This window comes from Acidovorax sp. 94, assembly GCF_003634645.1.
Classification (GTDB): domain Bacteria; phylum Pseudomonadota; class Gammaproteobacteria; order Burkholderiales; family Burkholderiaceae_C; genus Acidovorax; species Acidovorax facilis.
Genome location: NZ_RBJA01000001.1, coordinates 1352524 through 1370004, shown reverse-complemented (window position 1 = coordinate 1370004; position 17481 = coordinate 1352524). Strand labels below are relative to the sequence as shown.

Genomic DNA, 17481 nt, shown 5'->3' with positions numbered 1-17481 from the left:
CACCCCTTCACCGGGCATAGCCCGTGGCTTTGGCCAAGGTGCTCAGCATCTGCTCCGCCACAGGGCGGCCCTGGAGGCTGTCTGCAATGCTCACGCTCTTGCCGTTGCGCAGATTCACCTGCACCCGAAAGAACGTGGTGCGCTGGTGACCACTTTGCAGCGTATAACTTTCCTGGATGGAGAGGCGGGCAATGTCGTGCGCAGGCACCTGCCGCCAGGCCAGCATCAGGCCCAACAGACGGCGTTCGGTGCGCAGGCCCTGGCGGTCCAGCTGCACGGTCAGGCTATTGGACACTGCATAGAAGCCCCACACCAGCATGGCGCCGCCCACACCACCAAACGCCAGCGGAAACAACACAGGCGCGCCGATGTAGCCCGCCATCACGCCCAGGCCCAGGAAGCCCCCGCCCATCACCAGCCACAGCAGGTTCTGCCGCCACAGGCGGCCGTAGGGCTGGTACAGCCGCACGCCACCTTCCACGGGCTCGATGTCGCTCACCGCGTCCAGCTCGGCATCGCGCTGGGCCTGCACCTGCGGGTGCTTGGCGGCGTCGTGTGCGAGCCAGGTGGATTCGGCACCCGTGGCATACACGGGCACCTCAAACCGGCGTGAGAACTTCAGCGCCGGATCGGTGCTTCCCAGCAGCACCGCCCAGTGGTGCTCGTTGGTGCCCACAGGTTGTTCAGACTCGGGCAGGCCCTTGGGCACGCTCAGGCGGAACGCCACGCGGCTGCCCCGTCCCTGGGGTTGCACCTGTGCGGCACCCTCGCCCTCCCACACGATCTGCTCACGCGATTCGCTGCTGTTGTCGCCGCCTCCCGTGCGCGTCTGGTAGTGGTAGGCACAGCGCAGCGTCACGGCAAACCGCAGATCAGGCCGGTACGGCACACCGGGCAGGTCCACGGTGGCGCCCACATGCCCGCCGATGGCTCCAGGAAACGGGTCCATCACCAGCCGCACCTCGCCATGGCGCCGCGCATCCAGCGTGGCGCGCACGGCCCACACCAGCAGGCCCAGCCCCACGGCAACCATCAGCACCAGCACGCACAGCACGATGTGGTTCTCGTTGCGCCAGGCGCGGGGAATGGCCGACAACGCCGCGGGGTAGGCAATGGCACCCCACACCACGGCAAAGCCCCAGGCGAACCACACCTCCCAGCGCTTGCTGGAGCGGATGCGGTTGTCGGCCCATGCCCTGTTGGCAAGCCATGGCTCACCGCCCAGGGTCTGCAAGCGCTCCGCCTTGTGTGCATCGCTGCGCCGAAGGCTCCACCCCCAGATCAACATGCCCACCCCGGCGCCACCAAACAGCACCACAAAAATCATCTGAAAACCCAGCAGACTCAGGCGCAGGCTGCGGTCGGCCACCGAATTCTGCGGGCGCGACGGGTTCACCCACACCGGCACAGGCATTCCGCTGCGCTGGGCGCTCTCCAAGCGCCAGGCCAGGTTCTCATGGAAGTTGCCAATGTTGTCGGCCAAGGTGTTGATGGCAGGCCGGTGGCCGTCATACGCCACGCCCGCCACTTCATAACGGTAGTGGACCGACACGCTGTAGGTGCTGCCTGATTTGCTGCCCCGGTGCGTGTTCAGCTGGGCCGAAACCACCCGTGCGGGCACCTCATGCCAGAACTGCATGCGCGACCAGTCGTACAGAGTGGGCAGCACACCCAGCAGCAGCATGCCAATGCCCACGGCGGAAAACGGCAGCGCAAACAGCATGAGAAACCAGGAGCTGCTTTTGTTGCTTGCCGCTGCCTGATGGTTGGCGCCTTTGGTGCGCCGCCGTGCCTGGTTGGCCATACACCCTCCCTCTGCGTGCCCCCTTGCCGGGGGCTTTTGTTCTTCCGGAACCCGGGCGGCGCTGATTCTGCGGCTTGCGGCGGCGGCGGGCCAGTACGTTTTGCAACTCCTACGGGCCCTTGTGGTTTTGCAGGGTCCGTTCTGCTGCAGTTCAGACGCTGAAACACAAACCAAAATGGCACCCAGCGCTTATCCATCAAGCGCAATTAGCTATAAAAACAGAAGCGCCTTGGTAAAACATGCGTGGCCTGTCCTGTATGCGCACCACCACACCTTTGCCAGAATGGCGGCCATGACTGTCTCTGCCACACCCCGCCCCGCGCGCTACTGGCTCATGAAATCCGAGCCCGAGGAATGCTCCATCGACGACGCCCTGGCCGCGCCCAATGCCACCGTGCCCTGGACGGGCGTGCGCAACTACCAGGCCCGCAACTTCATGCGCGACGACATGCAGGTGGGCGATGGCGTTTTGTTCTACCACTCCAGTTGCCCCGAACCAGGCATTGCCGGCCTTGCGCGCGTGGCGAGCGGCACACGAACCGACCCGACGCAGTTTGACCCCGCCTCGCCGTACTACGACCCCAAATCCCCTGCCGACAAACCCCGCTGGCTGCTGCTGGATGTGCAGGCGCAGCGCAAGACACGGGTGGTGGGTTTGGCGCAGCTGCGGGAGCACCCGGATCTGGCGCAGATGCGGGTGCTGCAGCGCGGAAACCGCCTGTCCATCACCCCCGTGGAGCCCGTAGAGTGGGCTGCAATCATGGAGATGCTGGGCTGAGCCACAGGCTTGCCCTGCTTTGCCCCCCGCCCTGGGGCCTCCCCGCTTTACTGTGGCCGCTGAACGGCCACGGCGGCACGCGCCTGGGCGTGGAGCTTGGCCAGGAACTCCCGGTCCAGCAACAGCCACAGCATCACCGGGGCCAGTGCGGTAAAGATGAACAGGTTGAAGTGGTACAGAAATGCCACCACGTCGGCCACCCACCCGGGCAGTCCCGTCTGCACAAACACCTCAGGCCCCGCCCGGTTGAAGACATCGTTGCACCACTGCAGGGCCACGTTGAGTGCCTGGATCGGCAGCATGGCCAAGGAGCCTATGAGCAGCTTGCGCCCCCAGTGACGGGGAAACGATGCCAGCACCAGCGCCCAGAAGATCACGATGCCGTAGCCCAGCAAGCGGTAGTCCACCAAAGGCGCAAGCTTGCCCGACTTGAACTGGCCGTTTTGCACGGAGACCACCTTGAGCGTGGTGTTCAACAACGCCGTGGTCTCTTTCTGGGTGTAGCTCAATGCCCAGTGAAACAAGGTGGAAGCCGCCTCGCCCGCCATGAAGAACACGGGCTTGGACAGTTGTGGCGACAGGTAGTACCACAGCGGCATCAGGCACAGCAGGCTGGCAATGGCAACCAGCAGAAAACGTCCGACAGAACTAAGCTGCATTGGCGAGGGGGGGTTGAGGGGGTGAGGGAGGTTGCTGGCGGGCGATCCAGCGAATCCAGAGCATCCAGACCACCAGCACATCCAGCACATCCAGCATGATGAGCGCCTGCCAGAGGTACAGGTGGGCAAACTCGAACACGGTCATGTTCCACTTGCCCAGGTAGTACAGGCTGATGATGCGCAGCAGGTTGACGACCTGCACCGCCGCAATGCCGATGGCGATGCCGGCGAGCTTGTGTTTCCAGCTGGAAGGAAACGCGATCATGCCGGCGATAAGGATGATGGCAGCCTCCACGCCGTTGCAGCCCGCCTCGATGGACACCGCAAAACCCGTGGCCTTGCTCATCAGGATGCGGCCATGGTGCGCCACATCCGAGTCCAGCGGGGTCATCAGCGCTGCGCTGGCGGTGGCGAGCAGGCTGGTCCAGGGCTCGATGGCGACCCGTTGCACCTCATCGAGCATGTCGATGCGAAAGAGGACCGCCAAGACGGCGATGAAAATCAAGAAAAATCGGACCATACGTCGATGAGAAGAACCTGGTGAAGCGCGCACCAACACGCCAGGAATGCGCCAGGCGGCGAGGCCGTGAGAACGTGGGCCTGTGGTTCACACAGGCGCCGCAAAGAATATCAGAAGCTACCCATAACCCACAAAGCCCAAATGGCACTCGCAAGCGGCCCTGAGAACCTGTTCAAAGTCTTTTTGGAGATTGCATTGGAGTGCCATCGTGATGGACGTGGATGCTTCGGATGCGCTGCATGGGCTCATGCCCATGCAAGCAGCCGGGGCGTTCAATCACCCGATTTCACTCCAACCCTTCGGGCAAGTGCCTTGCCGGGCGGTCTGCGTTGTTGCACCGCTTGCCAATGGCACGGGCTATTGGCAAGCGCTGCGCCTAGCAGCCCATCCCGGCAAGACACTTGGGCAACTCCAAAAAGATTTGGCACAGGTTCTGAGACCCTGTTCAAAGGTTCGGGGCGGCGTACACCAGCACCTTGAGGGCGCGCTCGGGGTCCACATCCGCAAACACAGCCGGGTTGGCCACCCGTTCGACAAAGTGCAGTTCAGGCGCCAGCTCCTGCATCTGCTTTTGCAGGAAGCCCACGCCCAGCTCGGGCGCGTTCAGACACAGCAGTGCATGCCCGCCAGGTGCCAGCAGGTCGGGCAGGCGGCGCATCAGCCGTGCGTAGTCCTTGGTGGCCACGAAGCTGCCCTTTTGGTAGCTGGGCGGGTCCACGATGACCAGGCCATACGGCCCGCTGCGGGTGATCTTGCCCCAGCTGCTGAAAATGTCATGCGGCAAAAACGCCGCGCCCGTGGTGATGCCGTTGAGCTGGTGGTTTTGCTGCCCGATGCCGATTGCGCCATGGCTCATGTCTACGTTGACCACGTGCTTGGCGCCCGCCTGCAGCGCCACCACCGAGAAAGCGCAGGTATAGGCGAACAGGTTGAGCACCTTCAGGCCATAGCGGTCGGTGCTGCGGGCGGCCGCGTGGTCGCGCACCCAGCGGCGGCCCTCGGCCATGTCCAGGAACAGGCCGTGGTTTTGCCCACGCAGCACATGCACGCGATAGCGCGCGCCAGCCTCCCTCACGACGTGCGGGTCGGGCACGGCGCCGGCCATCAGCCGTGTTTCGCTACGGCCCTCCATGCGCAGAGCCTCGCCCCGGTGCTGAAAGACCCAGTTGAGCGGCTCGCCAGCCGGTGCGATCTGCGCCCAGCGCGCCTGCAACGCGGCGCCGATGGCGGCCAGGTCTTCGTCCTTGGCGGGGGCGAAACTGGTCAGTACGAACACCGGCGGGTAGGCGTCCAGCGACCACTGCTCAGAACCCGGATGCAGCCCGCCCCGCCCGTGAAAGACGCGTTGGGCCTCAACGGGCAGGGGCATGGCGGCGATGGCGTCGAGCAAAGCTTGCATGGAGGAGCGGGGGCGGGTTGGAAAAACGAGACCATGAGAAAAAATGGCCGCTGGCGCTTGAAATATAAGCGCTGTTAGCTACTGAAATAATAGCGCCATCCATTATCGTGCCTGCAAGGACCAAGGCGCCGTGCCGATCCGCGCCACCATCGCCTCGCCAGGAGCATGCAGGCCATTCTCAATGTGCGCCGTTGCCCTGCAACAACCTGGATCCTGCGTGGAAAACCGTGGTCAGAAATGCAATTACAGTCGCTGCCGGGCCATCGGTGCGGCTTGACCATCATCACAAAGGAATTCCATGTTTTCCATTCTCGGAACCATCGTTGTCGGCTTCATCGTCGGATTGCTCGCGCGCGCCTTGAAGCCGGGCAATGACAAATTGGGCTTGATCATGACCACCGTTCTCGGCATTGCCGGGTCGCTGTTGGCGCGCTATGTGGGCGTGGCCATGGGCTGGTACGGGCCCAATGCGTCCGTCGGCTGGATCGCATCGATCATCGGCGCCATCGTGCTGCTGGTGATCTACGGGCTGGTGAAGAAGAAGGCCTGATGCGCGGCGGCGCATTGCCCGGCGGCACACCGCGATAGGCATCGCAGGCCTTAACGCCTGCGCCGCCTGCATGTCCTCATCCCGCCGCCTCCTGCAGCATCAACGCCACATGCTGCAGCAGCATCACCGTCTTGCCGTCCTCGATCACGCCGCTGCCAATGCCCGCCAGGGCTTCGGCCAGTGGCATCTCGATCACTTCGATGTCCTCGCCCTCGTGGGCGAGGCCACCTCCGGTGCGGATGCGATCCTGCGGTTCGTATTCGGCGATAAAGAAGTGAAGCCTTTCGGTGACCGAGCCGGGGCTCATGTAGGCCTCGAACACCTTGCGTGGCTGGCGCACGCGGTAGCCGGTTTCTTCCTCTGCTTCGCGACGGATGCAGGTTTCGGGGTCGTCCCCGTCGAGCAGGCCGGCGCAGGTTTCGATCAACATGCCGTCGGCACTGCCGTTGAGGAACGCCGGCAGCCGGAACTGGCGTGTGAGCACCACCGTACGACGGCGCGGGTCATACAGCAGCAGGGCCGCGCCGTTGCCGCGGTCATAGGCCTCGCGGCTGAGCGTTTGCCACTGGCCGTCGCGGCGGCGCAGGTCAAAGGTCACCTTGCGCAGGGTGTACCAATGGTCGGACAGCACCTCCACCGACTGCAGCTTGACCTGCTCGGTACTGGCAGGCACCGGTGCGGGCACGGGGCGGCTCACAGGCTTGGCTCCGTTGCGGGAATGGCGTTGGCGGCGCAGGCGTGCTGCCGCAGCGGCCATTCATTCACGGGGTGCACCACGGGGTCGCCGTCGGTGCCCGAGAGGTAGGGGCCAGCAATAAGCACCAGGAGCGGAGGGTTTGGGTGGGTGGGGGTGGACATGGTCTTGCAAATTTTTAATCGTGCAATATCATGCACAAACATGCAAATTTATGCAACCCTGGTTTTGATCCATGGTTGCCCCGCTTCACGCCCATGCTCACCACCCAACGCAAACAACTCATCCTGGATCGCCTGCGGCAAGACGGCCAGATCGTGGCCAAGGCACTCAGCGAGGAACTTGGGATTTCGGAAGACACTGTGCGGCGCGACCTGCGCGAGTTGGCGGCCGAGGGCCAGCTGCAGCGCGTGCACGGTGGCGCCCTGCCCGCATCAAAGGCCGTGGGCAACCTGCAGGTGCGCGAGCACCTTGCCACCGACGACAAGCGCGCACTGGGCCGTGCCGGCGCGGCTCTGGTGCAGCCTGGCCAGGTGGTGATCCTCGACGGCGGCACCACCTCGCTGCAGGTGGTGCAACACCTTCCGCTGGACCTGCGCGCCACGGTGGTCACGCACAGCCCGGCCGTGGCCGTGGCATTGGCGGCGCATACCGAGATCGAGGTGCTGGTGCTCGGCGGCCGGCTGTTCCGCCATTCGATGGTGAACGTGGGCGCCAGCGTGGTCGAAGCGGCGGCGCAATTGCGTGCAGACCTGTACCTGATGGGCGTGACCGGCGTGCACGCCGAAGCGGGCCTGACCACGGGCGATTTTGAGGAGGCCGCCGTCAAACGCGCCCTGCACCAGCGCGCGGCCGAGACGGTGGTGCTGGCGTCTGCCGACAAGCTGGGCGCCGCATCGGCATTCACCGTGGCGCCGCTCAAGGCGCTGGCTGGCCTGGTGGTGCCGGCCGCAACGCCCGCCCGGGTGCGCAATGCGTTGAAGGCTGCGGGCGCGCCGGTGCGTGTCGCGCAGGCCTGATCCGGCCCCAGGTATGTACAGCGGCGGTGGTCAGACGGGTGGTCAGTCCCCCGCCCGGCTGGGCCGCTTGCCCGGCGGGCGCACCGGCGGCGCATGCTTTGCCATCAGCGTTGCCACCCAGTCGATGAACACCCGCGCCTTGGCGCTGACGTGGCGATTGGGTGGGTAGGCCACGTACAGCGGCATGGGGTCGAGCGCCCAGTCTTCCAGCAGGGGCACCAGTTCGCCGCTGCCCAGGTGCGGGCGGGCCATGTAGTGCGGCAGCCAAAGAACGCCCATGCCGGCCAGCCCGGCCGCGAGGTAGGCGTTGCCGTCGTCCACAGCCAATACATAGCGGCCCTGCACCTGAATGTCCTCGGCGCCACGCCGCATCGCGTACGGAAACGTCTTGCCCGTGCGCGACCACAAAAAGCCCACCACACGGTGGTGCGAATTCTCCAGCTCGTGCGGGTGTACAGGGCTGCCCGCACGATCCAGGTAGCTGGGCGCCGCGTACACGCCCAGTTGCAGGTCGCCCACACGCCGCGCAATCAACGACTGGTCCTGAATCTCACCCCCGCGCACCACGCAATCGACGTTGTCGCCGATCAGATCCACCATGCGGTCGCTGACGCCCATGTCGAGCTGGATGTCGGGGTACTGGGCATGAAACTCCGGCAGGGCCGGCACCAGGATCAGCCGGGCCAGCGGGCTGGGCACATCCACCCGCAAGCGGCCCCGGGGCGCGGCGGACGCGCTCGACAGGCTGGTCTCGGCATCGTCCATGTCGGCCAAGAGGCGCACGGCGCGCTCGTAGTACACGGCCCCATCGGCGGTGACCTGCACCCGCCGTGTTGTGCGGTGCAGCAGCTTGACGCGCAGCCGCGCCTCCAATAGCTGCACCAGCTGCGTCACCGTGGTCTTGCTCACGTGCATCGTGTCGGCCGCCTTGGTGAAGCTGCCCGATTCGACCACCCGCACAAACGCCTGCATTGCATCGAACCGGTCCATGGCGCTCCTGCCTCGTCAGAGATTGTTTGGAGTTTACAAACAGTGATGGACAGGCTTGCCCGTTTATCTGCCGGGGGCACGCCGATAAATTCCTTTCAACAACAACCCAAGGCCCCTGCGGCCTACCGAAAGGAAAACACTCCCATGGCATCGACGCACAAATCCCCTCGCGACGTGGTCTTTCCACCCGGGCGCCAGGCGCTATACGAAAGGAACCGCTACTCGCCCGCCATCCGCTCCAACGGTTTCCTCTTCGTCTCGGGCCAGGTGGGCAGCCGGCCCGATGGCTCGCCCGAGCCCGACTACCAAGCCCAGGTGCGGCTGGCGTTCGACAACCTCAACGCCATCCTGCAGGCCGCTGGCTGCACGTTTGACGACGTGATCGATGTGACGGTGTTCATGGTGGACCCAGAAAAGCATTTCGAGGCCGCATGGGAGGTGATGGGCGAATACTGGGGCAATGCGCCGCACCCCACGCTCACGGGCATTGGCGTGACCTGGCTGTATGGCTTTCAGTTCGAGATCAAAGTGATTGCGAAGCTGCCGGAGGGGGTGAGACGCTGAAATGTGGCGGCACGCACGTTGCTCCATCACCACCATCGACGCTGTCGTCACTTGGCAGGCGCCCGCCTGCTGGGCATGCCGTGGACCCAGGCGCGCAGACGCCAGCTGCTGGCCAGCCGGGTGGACACCACCGTGGCAGTCGTCAGCCTGATGCGGCGCCTGCAAAAAGCCCCGCGCGTGCTGGTCAGCGCATCGGCCGTGGGCTTCTACGGCGCATCGCCCAACGCATCGATGGAGCTCTTGGACGAAACCGCCCCACCCCGCCCGGGCGAGTTCCAGTCTGACCTTTGTGCGGCCATTGAGCACGAGGCACGGCGCGCCGAGGCCCTGGGCGTGCGCGTGGTGCGCATGCGGTGTGGTGCTGGGGCACGGTGGCGGCGCCTACCCGATGCAAGTGCTGAGCGCCCGCCAGGGACTGGGTGCAGTGCTGGGGCATGGTCGCCAACCTGCGCCGTGGGTTCATCTGGCCGATGCGGTGGGGCTGGTGCGGTTTGCGATGGCGCACCAAACCCTGCAAGGCCCCGTCAATGCCATGGCGCCCGATGCGGTGACGCAGGCCACGTTTGCGCAGGCGCTGGCTGCATCGTTTGGGCGGCGCGCCTGGCTGCGTATGCCGGGGCTGCCATTGCGGAGCATGCTAGGGGAAATGTCTACCCTACTGCTGGACGGACAGAACGCAGTGCCATGTGCCGCGTTGGCGCATGGCTACCGATTTGCGCATCCGCAACTGAACGTCGCGCTGACAGACCTTGCAGAGACTCAAAGGCCGGAGTCAGCTTTGCTAACACAAAATATTAGTCAAAACAGGCTCTAGCGCTTATTGGTAAAGCGCTGATAGCTATCAAAAGCAAATTTTGGCAAAAGATATCGTGGGCTTCGGCATGCTGCATTGGACATCGACCACCTTTCGCTTCAGCTGTTCTCACCAAAGGCCGTCATTGGGAGTGCCGTGCGCGCGGCTTAGCCCACTTGTTGCTAAATCTATGGTTTAGGACTCACAAAATTATGATAATCCAAACCAACACGCGAGAGACTCCCACCAAGTCTATTCAAAAAATTCAGCGCATATTCATATCTAAACTGTGAAACAACAATTGCCTCATGAGCCACAACATTTGCCGCGGATTTTTCAAAACTAATTTTATGGACTTTTAGAGCTTTATCCTGAAATCGTCCCGTATTTTCAGCATATAGCATCTCCCAATGTGGAGCAGCCGAATGTACTCCACCCGGATGAAAGGAATAACATGCTCCTCCAAAATCCTCATTCATAAATACATGAATATTAGAATTAGCATCTTCAAGTGCGATCTTCTCACCAATTTCATACAGCTTGACGCCCACAAAGGGCATCATATTACCCATTTTCTTAAATCGTCCCCCGTCCTTTTGACCAGGGATCAAATCACAAGCTGGCGACATGCACACCCAAAAATCGCCGTCATTTAATTTTAGAACATGACCAGTCATTAAGTGAGCGTCATCAATATCCAATTTAAAGCTATTGAATGAGTTCATCCTCAAGCATATGTTTTTTCGATCCAAATCATTCATGGAGAATTTGGAAAGCACCTCATCCTCACCCATTTCACTCAAATAATTAGAAACCGACAACGAAAATGAATTCATTTTGCCTCTAATTTTATCTCCGAGCGCAAACCAATGGAACCTAATATTGTTGCGCCAGCTCAGCGCACGATCGTCAGCGTGCTCTTGGAAAAATTGCGACAACCATCCCGCTTGCAAAACACGATCCCTTAAAACACCGGATTCAGCATGCACGCCATAATCATCCATCTGTGCACGCATTTTTGACATAACTAACTGATGCGGGGTAGGCTGCCAATTAATCAAGGCACTCAATAATTTTTCAAAAATTTTACTTGGATCTTCTTTTTTATTAATTATAGTCACAAAGAGTGTATTCACTCGGATCCAATTAACATCCTTGTCAATAAAAAAATTGACTTTTCCATAATCATCGCTGGAAAATCGTTCCTGATATTTATTCAGCAAATCGCCAACTACATATTTGGTGATGGCCAGCCGTTGAAAATCGCTTCTCCCAAGCCTCTCAGTCAAGCGCAGAAAAAAATCCTTCCACGGCGGGGATTGAGACAGTTTTTTCAAATCCTGCAACTCTATCAAAGACCGTAATAGCAGCTCCGCATCGTCTCCTACCAAATCGCTAAAAATGCCATTATCAACGGTATCCAATACGTTGTCTACCGCAACACGCTCCTTGTCAGTTAATTGGCAATCAATATTATTTTTATACAATGAGAAAACAACATCATTGAATACTTTCCCAATCTCCCCCTCATAGCCCTTTGTATAAATGGCAACCATATTAAAATGATTGCTTTCGGCCAATATTTTCAATATTTTTATAGCGTCTTGCCCCGTACCGTGATCGCCTTTAAGGTGATAGTCAAGAATCATTAGATCACTATGCTGCAAATGCTTGGGCAAGGTGAAATTTTCATCAATATTTATTTGACCCCCGTCAAAAATATCTACAAGCCAATCTCGCCCGTCTTTTCTTGAATACTTGAGTAGATTTTTGACGATTTCAATATTGCGCGCACTATATTTCTTACGTTCTGGAAGGTGCGCATCGCCCGCTTCGTGGATAAGGAGGTAATCAACATAGCTATCCAGCGTCGGAAACTCATCATCCACCACAATCACTGTTCTGATCGGTGTGATATAAGCCTCCTGAACAAGATCTCTATACTTTTCAACCAAATCCAACTTGCATTCAACTTTTTCCAGCGCGACTGCAGTCACCGCAACCTCACTCATATTTAGCCCCTATAAATTTGATGACGAAATTAGCGCCCGAAAGAACTCTTTCGGAATCTTCGCGAGCGAAATAAATTGAATGACCAGCCGTCGCCAAATTTGATCGTGAAAGATAAAGACCCACACCCCGCCCACCCCTCACTTTGGTCGTATAAAACAAAGTAAAGAGCTGCGAAACTTCTTCCGCATTAATGCCAGGTCCATTATCAGAAATAACGACCTTTTTATCGATCACATCTAGTTTAATAAGAGGATTCGATCTACCTGAAGACCAATAAATTGAATTATTTACCAAGTTTACAAAAACTGGATAGATACGAGCAGGCAGATCTCTTATTGAAAAATTTAAGAAAGCGGGGGATGCCTCCACCTTCACCTGGCTATTGGTGATTACACGCTGCAAGAATTCGGTAATATAATAATAAATCTTTTGTCCTGTCAGCACTTCAAACTGGCGATCTCCAGATAGTTTAAGTGGTGCCAAAAATCTTAGCCGATCACTGATCTGTTTTGTTGCATTCTTTATGATTTCGTATTGATGCGTTTTTTGACATGAAGACGGCATTGTGACTAAAGCATCTGAGATGGATGTTTCTAGGCCGTCCATCTCATGACTAACAATTTCTACGGTAACTCCGAGTTGCGCCAGCGAATGAATTTGGTTAAGCTCTCCAGTGGCCTTTTCTTTTTCCGCAACGGAATAAAGCGCAACCTCTGAAAGGCCTACGCTGTCTTTCATTAATTCAAGCGTGTCTATATATCCGGCAAATATATCACTATTTTCCAAATCGAGCCGCTCGCGCTGCTTCTCCATGAAATCAATCAAATCCTCGAGCGACTGCTCTCCTAAAAGGAATGCATCCATCTCAGGCTTACAAATGGAATGGAACTCACTGTTTTTCTCAACGACCAGCTTTTCCAGACGAACCATTTCTTCTTGAATGAGTTTCTTAGCCGTGTTGCCCCAACGTCTTACCCTACCCTGCAAATAGGATGCGTGGCTCTGATGTCTTGAAATCGCAATGTCTCTAGGCGAATCAGGATTAATTTTTTTGAGGGCTATAGTCAGAGAACTCCGTAAGCGTCCAATACTTTCCTCAGCGCTGGTCACCTTAGCTCTAAAATTCTTGTAATCTTCAGCGGAAGTGCCTAAACTTCGAGGAACACTACCAGACGGAAACCTCAACTCTGACTTTTTGTTTTGTAGATCATTAAGTCGATCTTGCCAGTCCAGCAGTATTCTTTCTTCATCCACCTGGTTGGACAAAGCCATTTCCTCTTCAATTTCCCTTAAATCCAATTCCAACTGCTGAGCTAATGGGTAATAGATACCTAATTTAGTCCTAAACTCTTTTCTTTGCCTCACCCTTAGAATTTTCTGACCCTCTTCAGCTCTCGTTTTTTCATTCTCCTCTTGAATCTTTGCAAGAGCAGAAGTTCTTATCTCAGAATCCTCTCCAAAATACCGGCGAGCAGCAGCCATCAACACGTTTTCAACCAAATCTCTGAAAACCTTAGCCGCCTTATTATCAATTAAGCCTTCACGACCCGCCTTGTCTTTCAAGTTTGAATTGCCGCTTCTGGTGATCCCAACTCTTCCAAAAAGCCTCCGATTGGACCAAAATTCACGGCCTGCCTTCTTAGATCTTCTTTTCTCAATCTCAAAGAAATCGTTAGATTCACGCCCATATGGGAGCACGCGGAGTCCATCTCGATAAACGCGTAAACCACCAAAATCATCTGATTTTTCCTTTGCTATGGCGTGTAGTTCGTCATTCATTGTGGAGTGGCGCCGGTCGCCTTCGAAAGCTCCGATTCTCAAAAAGAACTGTCCGACCCTTGAATCTTTTCGTTTTCCTAGTTCCCCAGTTGGAGGAAGAACAAAAGGTGCATCAATCCATTTTCCAAAAGCTTTTACACGCCCGACAAAGACTCCGTCCTCATTGAATTTACCTTCTAGAATATGCTCCAAATTTTCTAAATCTTGGATGTCAAAATTTCTACCCGAAAAAATTAGAGGTTTTCTGACCAAACCCGACTTAATGACTACAGAATAATTAAATTCAGGAAAATCATATCCAGACTGCCTATCCTCTTCATTAATGTAGGGATCAATAAAGCTCGATAATGTCTCTGCAAAAAGAGCCTTAGCTTGCTTTTCTGCATTCTGCGATGCCGTTGCCCCGTCACTTGCCAGCTGAGCCTTCAGATCAAATGCGGCATCTGCAACCAGAAGCGCAGTTCCACTGCCATTAGGATCGTTCCACGCGCTCCATTCTTCAATATGTTCTTTATTAAAAGTTGTCTGAATTAGTACTTCTTCGATTTTTTCCTGCGTTGTTCTCAGGAGACCCGAAAGCCTTTCTTGGGCACTATATTTCTCCCAAGCATTAATAACTCGAAAAGTTCTATCGGGATTTATCTCCTGCTGCGAAAATTTTAAGTTTCGCCCCCACAAGTTACTCATCAATTCATCAAACAAACCCGGCAAGAGCTGCCATAAATCAGTTTTTACATCAAACTCGACGACCGGTACAGTCACGTCATCTAAAAATAAAAATGGATTCTCAAAGATACGCCAATCGATTAACGCTGCTACAAATTTTTGATCAACTCTTTTCGATATCAACAGGAGAAGTGGGCCGAGCGCCGCCGCTGAAAGACGCCCAATTCCTTTTTGCCCTTGTTTGACCCGCAGAGCGAGGCCCTTGCGGTCGTGAACAGAAACTTCATCCCCTGAGGCTTTGGACTCGGTTCCTATAACTAACCATTTGTCAAAGAACTCTTCCTTCGACATGCCATGCCCATCATCCATCAAACTAGCAATGACTGGGGCGTCATCGATGGAGTCTGCCCCATCAAATTGGTAGGGTGTTTCTTCAAATATTATTAACGAAACGTTTTTCGCGTAAGCGTCGTATGCGTTTTTCCATAATTCAGAAATTGCGGTAGGGCAATCAGCTATTTGCTCGCGCCCTAGATGGTCAACAGTCCGTGCTCGCGTTTTAAACGAATAGGATTCGATCATTTCTGCCTCATCTATTTTTTCTTCGGGTCGGAAATTAGCCCTTCTTTGATGGTCTCCATCAAGATCTGGCCAAGCTTCACTGGCACGGCGTTACCGACTTGAACGCCAGAAGCGATCAAGCCTCCCTCAAACTGAAATGAGTCTGGGAAAGTTTGGAACCTTGCGGCTTGCCGCACTGTAATTCCGTGGTCTTCCGTGGGGTGCACAAACCGACCTTTCGATGGATTAATGCATGCGGTGGTCATTGTTGGGGCAGGCTTCAATGGGTCGATGCGGCCATAAACATCCTTGTGTCCATCGTGACCTTGGTGGCACTTCAGCACGCGTCCAGACTGGTGCCGGCTGCCTCCATTTTTCGGAGTGGCCTTGAAAACTTTAATTAGCTCTGGGCTGTGACGCATATGAACGTTGTTTATGTCGCCAGCCACATCGTCCATTTGGAAAACCGTCTGTGCACTTAGCCACGGCTGCAACGTCTCATCTTGCTCAAGTGCCTTGGCATCACCGTGAGTCGGCCGAGGTGGCCAGTGAATGTCTAAATCCATGTCACCGCGTATCCCAAGGATAAACACACGCTTACGGCGTTGAGGAACTCCATAATCGCGCGCATCAATTTCAATCGGCTGGAGAACTTTATAATCAGTTGCCCGTGCCTGAAGATAGAAAGCGTCGAGGAAAGTGCGGTGGCGCTCCCATAACATCCCCGGCACGTTCTCCATCAAAAACACCTTGGGGCGAATCGTTTTAACAAACTCAAAGTACTTCAAAATCAACTGGTTACGAGGGTCATCAACGCCAGCCCCCTTAATCCGATGCACTGAGAAGCCCTGACAGGGAGGGCCACCCAGCAGCACATCGCATTCTTGGCCGTCACCAATGTCAAGTTTCTTAATCGTGTCTGGACATACGCCCAAGATATCGCCTTCATAAAGGCTTACACCATGAGCATCGGCAATGTTCTTCTTGTATGTTTTACAGGCGTGCGCGTTTAACTCCACCGCTGCGGCAACAGTGAAACCCGCTTGCATCGCCGCAAACGAAAACCCCCCGGCCCCGGCGAACAGATCCACACAAACCAGCGGACGGTCGGCCGAACTCTTACTTTCTTTTTTTCTACACTTGGCTGTCATGTTGCTCGGCATATTCATTAACCCTGTAACCCGATTCAGTACGGCCCTGAAGCAGAAGCCCCCAGCTCTTCTGAAATCTGCGTTGCCGCCTGCAGCCCGAACGTCAAGCGAATTCGGTAGGAGCCGCCCACTCTATCGCAGAGTTGGGGCTATTCCCTTGTGTCTCTCACGCGAATCACCGCCTGCCTAGCTTCGCACTTTATTAGAAGCGGATGCCTTAGTGACACCAGTGCTGGCGCCTGGGGACTGACTGAGCGAAACGGCTACCACCCTACGGCAAATTCTCCCGAAAAATCACCTGACTCCGCGTCGTCTCCACCCCACTCGTCGGCTCCCGCCCATCCCGCAGGTTGGCAAAAATCCGCACGCAGTTCATCACCGCACCCTGCGGGTTTTGGGTGATCACCGCATCCATCGTCCCGTCGATCAGCAGAGCCCGCGTATCCGGCGTGAGGCCGTGGCCGATGAACACGATCTTGCGGTCCGCACCGGCCTCTTTCAGCGCCCGGCCGATGCCTTCGGCCCCGCCACCGATGTTGTAGATGCCTGCTAAATCATCGTGCTGCTCCAGCAGAGCGCGGGCCTGGCGGTAGTTGCGTTCGGCGTCGTCCTGGCCTTCGCGCACGCCCACCACCTGCACAAGGGGGAACTGTTCTTCAAACAGGTGCAAAAAGCCCGCCTCGCGCTCCTCATGCGCGCGGTAGCGCAGTGATCCAACAATCATCGCCACATGCGCCTTGCGGCTGTGGGCCAGTGGGCCCATGAAGCGGGCGATCAGGTAGGCGGCGGTGCGGCCTGCGGCGCGGTTGTCCAGGCCCACGTAGGCCACGCGGCGCGAGTTGGATAAATCCGAGATCAGTGTGACGGTGGGCACGCCCTGCTCTGCCAGCTGGGCCACGGCCTCGCGCACCACGGGGTGCTCCAGCGCCATGAAGGCGATGCCGTCGCAGCGCTTGCCGTAGTGCAGCAGCGCTTTGGCCAGTGCGTCGGGGTTGAAGCTTTCGATGTACGCCGCCTGGCAGCGCACGTTGAACGGCGCCCAGTGGTCTTGCGCGTAGCCGATCACGTCGCCCAGCATTTGCAGAAAGCGGTTGCTGCCCTCGGGGATCAGCACCATCAGGCGCAGGGGCTGCGGTTGCAGCGCTGCGTGCAACTCGGCCTGCGGCAGGTAGCCCAGGGTGGCTGCGGCCTGCAGCACCCGCTGCGCGGTGGCGTTGCGCACGCCCGAGCGCTGGTTCAGCACCCTATCGACCGTGGCAGTGGACACGCCGGACAACTGGGCGATGTCGGGGATGCGCGGGCTGCGAGGACTGCTGGGGTTGGGCGGGTTTTGGGCCATGTGCAATTCAATCAAAAACCATCATTTAGTTTGCTGGTATTTGATGGATTCCGCGGATAGTATCACTGGGCGTTCGATGCTGAAAGGCATCAGAAACCATCAGTACAAACCCTAGGTTGCAGCGGCCAAGACCGATTTGCGCAGGAGACAAGACATGCCTGATACCCCAACTCGCGCCGCGTGCAGCGCCCCGGGCCTGCCC

At 57.3% G+C, this 17481-nt stretch carries 16 protein-coding genes; 5 read left to right on the top strand and 11 right to left on the bottom strand.

Translation table 11 applies throughout. The annotated features are described in order from the left end of the window. Positions 1-7: 7 nt before the first annotated feature. Positions 8-1804, bottom strand: a complete 1797-nt coding sequence (locus tag C8C94_RS06410; RefSeq protein WP_121420126.1) for a DUF3592 domain-containing protein — start codon at positions 1802-1804, stop codon at positions 8-10. A 292-nt stretch (positions 1805-2096) separates the two neighbouring features. On the opposite strand from C8C94_RS06410, the gene C8C94_RS06405 reads away from it, so the two are divergent. Further along, a complete protein-coding gene (locus C8C94_RS06405) occupies positions 2097-2582 on the top strand; it encodes an EVE domain-containing protein (RefSeq protein WP_121422733.1) in 486 nt (161 codons plus the stop codon). 47 nt (positions 2583-2629) lie between these two features. Here C8C94_RS06405 and C8C94_RS06400 read toward each other — a convergent pair whose 3' ends face one another. The 3 genes from C8C94_RS06400 to C8C94_RS06385 form a co-directional block, all read right to left on the bottom strand. Then, positions 2630-3241 (bottom strand): exosortase H-associated membrane protein, encoded by a 612-nt coding sequence (locus C8C94_RS06400; protein ID WP_055394618.1) that lies wholly within the window; start codon positions 3239-3241, stop codon positions 2630-2632. Continuing rightward, on the bottom strand, positions 3231-3761 hold the full coding sequence (gene xrtH / locus C8C94_RS06395; RefSeq protein WP_121420125.1) for an exosortase H: 531 nt from the start codon (positions 3759-3761) through the stop codon (positions 3231-3233). Before xrtH ends, C8C94_RS06400 begins: the two co-directional genes overlap by 11 nt. 445 nt (positions 3762-4206) lie before the next feature. Then, entirely contained in the window at positions 4207-5160 is a 954-nt protein-coding gene (locus C8C94_RS06385) for a class I SAM-dependent methyltransferase (protein WP_121420124.1), read from the bottom strand. Between the two features lie 298 nt (positions 5161-5458). On the opposite strand from C8C94_RS06385, the gene C8C94_RS06380 reads away from it, so the two are divergent. Next, positions 5459-5710 carry a GlsB/YeaQ/YmgE family stress response membrane protein gene (locus C8C94_RS06380; RefSeq protein WP_055394624.1) on the top strand — a complete coding sequence of 84 codons (252 nt, stop codon included), beginning with the start codon at positions 5459-5461 and terminating at the stop codon, positions 5708-5710. A gap of 76 nt (positions 5711-5786) precedes the next feature. Here the strand turns inward: C8C94_RS06380 and nudK are convergent, their stop codons facing one another. Together nudK and C8C94_RS25610 are read right to left on the bottom strand one after the other, a co-directional pair. After that, on the bottom strand, positions 5787-6383 hold the full coding sequence (gene nudK / locus C8C94_RS06375) for a GDP-mannose pyrophosphatase NudK (RefSeq protein WP_233573578.1): 597 nt from the start codon (positions 6381-6383) through the stop codon (positions 5787-5789). A 20-nt stretch (positions 6384-6403) separates the two neighbouring features. Then, positions 6404-6568, bottom strand: coding sequence for a hypothetical protein (locus tag C8C94_RS25610; protein WP_158603809.1), 165 nt, complete (start codon positions 6566-6568; stop codon positions 6404-6406). Between the two features lie 93 nt (positions 6569-6661). Between C8C94_RS25610 and C8C94_RS06370 the strand changes: the two genes are divergently transcribed. After that, a complete protein-coding gene (locus C8C94_RS06370; protein ID WP_121422732.1) occupies positions 6662-7423 on the top strand; it encodes a DeoR/GlpR family DNA-binding transcription regulator in 762 nt (253 codons plus the stop codon). Positions 7424-7465: 42 nt separating this feature from the next. Here the strand turns inward: C8C94_RS06370 and C8C94_RS06365 are convergent, their stop codons facing one another. Beyond that, a complete protein-coding gene (locus C8C94_RS06365) occupies positions 7466-8413 on the bottom strand; it encodes a LysR family transcriptional regulator (RefSeq protein ID WP_121420122.1) in 948 nt (315 codons plus the stop codon). Positions 8414-8557: 144 nt separating this feature from the next. Here C8C94_RS06365 and C8C94_RS06360 point away from each other — a divergent pair, with 144 nt between their 5' ends. Further along, positions 8558-8977 carry a RidA family protein gene (locus C8C94_RS06360; protein WP_121420121.1) on the top strand — a complete coding sequence of 140 codons (420 nt, stop codon included), beginning with the start codon at positions 8558-8560 and terminating at the stop codon, positions 8975-8977. A gap of 388 nt (positions 8978-9365) precedes the next feature. Next, entirely contained in the window at positions 9366-9791 is a 426-nt protein-coding gene (locus tag C8C94_RS25840; protein ID WP_233573415.1) for a DUF1731 domain-containing protein, read from the top strand. Positions 9792-9958: 167 nt separating this feature from the next. On the opposite strand, the gene C8C94_RS25435 is transcribed toward C8C94_RS25840, so the two are convergent. The 4 genes from C8C94_RS25435 to C8C94_RS06340 all read right to left on the bottom strand — a co-directional run bounded on the left by C8C94_RS25435 (position 9959) and on the right by C8C94_RS06340 (position 17279). Next, positions 9959-11782, bottom strand: coding sequence for a response regulator receiver domain (locus C8C94_RS25435; RefSeq protein WP_147433241.1), 1824 nt, complete (start codon positions 11780-11782; stop codon positions 9959-9961). Continuing rightward, positions 11775-14810, bottom strand: coding sequence for an ATP-binding protein (locus tag C8C94_RS06350; protein ID WP_121420120.1), 3036 nt, complete (start codon positions 14808-14810; stop codon positions 11775-11777). The genes C8C94_RS25435 and C8C94_RS06350 overlap by 8 nt, the downstream gene beginning before the upstream one ends. Positions 14811-14821: 11 nt before the next feature. Then, positions 14822-15940 (bottom strand): DNA cytosine methyltransferase, encoded by a 1119-nt coding sequence (locus tag C8C94_RS06345; RefSeq protein ID WP_121422731.1) that lies wholly within the window; start codon positions 15938-15940, stop codon positions 14822-14824. Between the two features lie 271 nt (positions 15941-16211). Beyond that, positions 16212-17279, bottom strand: a complete 1068-nt coding sequence (locus C8C94_RS06340; protein ID WP_055397313.1) for a LacI family DNA-binding transcriptional regulator — start codon at positions 17277-17279, stop codon at positions 16212-16214. Positions 17280-17481 lie beyond the last annotated feature (202 nt).

Coding starts and splice junctions, on each gene's coding strand:
- C8C94_RS06345 (WP_121422731.1), bottom strand. CDS start 15,940: ATGACAGCCAAGTGTAGAAAAAAAGAAAGTAAGAGTTCGGCCGACCGT.
- C8C94_RS06380 (WP_055394624.1), top strand. CDS start 5,459: ATGTTTTCCATTCTCGGAACCATCGTTGTCGGCTTCATCGTCGGATTG.
- C8C94_RS06340 (WP_055397313.1), bottom strand. CDS start 17,279: ATGGCCCAAAACCCGCCCAACCCCAGCAGTCCTCGCAGCCCGCGCATC.
- C8C94_RS25610 (WP_158603809.1), bottom strand. CDS start 6,568: ATGTCCACCCCCACCCACCCAAACCCTCCGCTCCTGGTGCTTATTGCT.
- C8C94_RS06400 (WP_055394618.1), bottom strand. CDS start 3,241: ATGCAGCTTAGTTCTGTCGGACGTTTTCTGCTGGTTGCCATTGCCAGC.
- C8C94_RS06410 (WP_121420126.1), bottom strand. CDS start 1,804: ATGGCCAACCAGGCACGGCGGCGCACCAAAGGCGCCAACCATCAGGCA.
- C8C94_RS06350 (WP_121420120.1), bottom strand. CDS start 14,810: ATGATCGAATCCTATTCGTTTAAAACGCGAGCACGGACTGTTGACCAT.
- C8C94_RS06370 (WP_121422732.1), top strand. CDS start 6,662: ATGCTCACCACCCAACGCAAACAACTCATCCTGGATCGCCTGCGGCAA.
- C8C94_RS25840 (WP_233573415.1), top strand. CDS start 9,366: ATGCAAGTGCTGAGCGCCCGCCAGGGACTGGGTGCAGTGCTGGGGCAT.
- C8C94_RS06365 (WP_121420122.1), bottom strand. CDS start 8,413: ATGGACCGGTTCGATGCAATGCAGGCGTTTGTGCGGGTGGTCGAATCG.
- C8C94_RS06405 (WP_121422733.1), top strand. CDS start 2,097: ATGACTGTCTCTGCCACACCCCGCCCCGCGCGCTACTGGCTCATGAAA.
- C8C94_RS06385 (WP_121420124.1), bottom strand. CDS start 5,160: ATGCAAGCTTTGCTCGACGCCATCGCCGCCATGCCCCTGCCCGTTGAG.
- xrtH (WP_121420125.1), bottom strand. CDS start 3,761: ATGGTCCGATTTTTCTTGATTTTCATCGCCGTCTTGGCGGTCCTCTTT.
- C8C94_RS06360 (WP_121420121.1), top strand. CDS start 8,558: ATGGCATCGACGCACAAATCCCCTCGCGACGTGGTCTTTCCACCCGGG.
- C8C94_RS25435 (WP_147433241.1), bottom strand. CDS start 11,782: ATGAGTGAGGTTGCGGTGACTGCAGTCGCGCTGGAAAAAGTTGAATGC.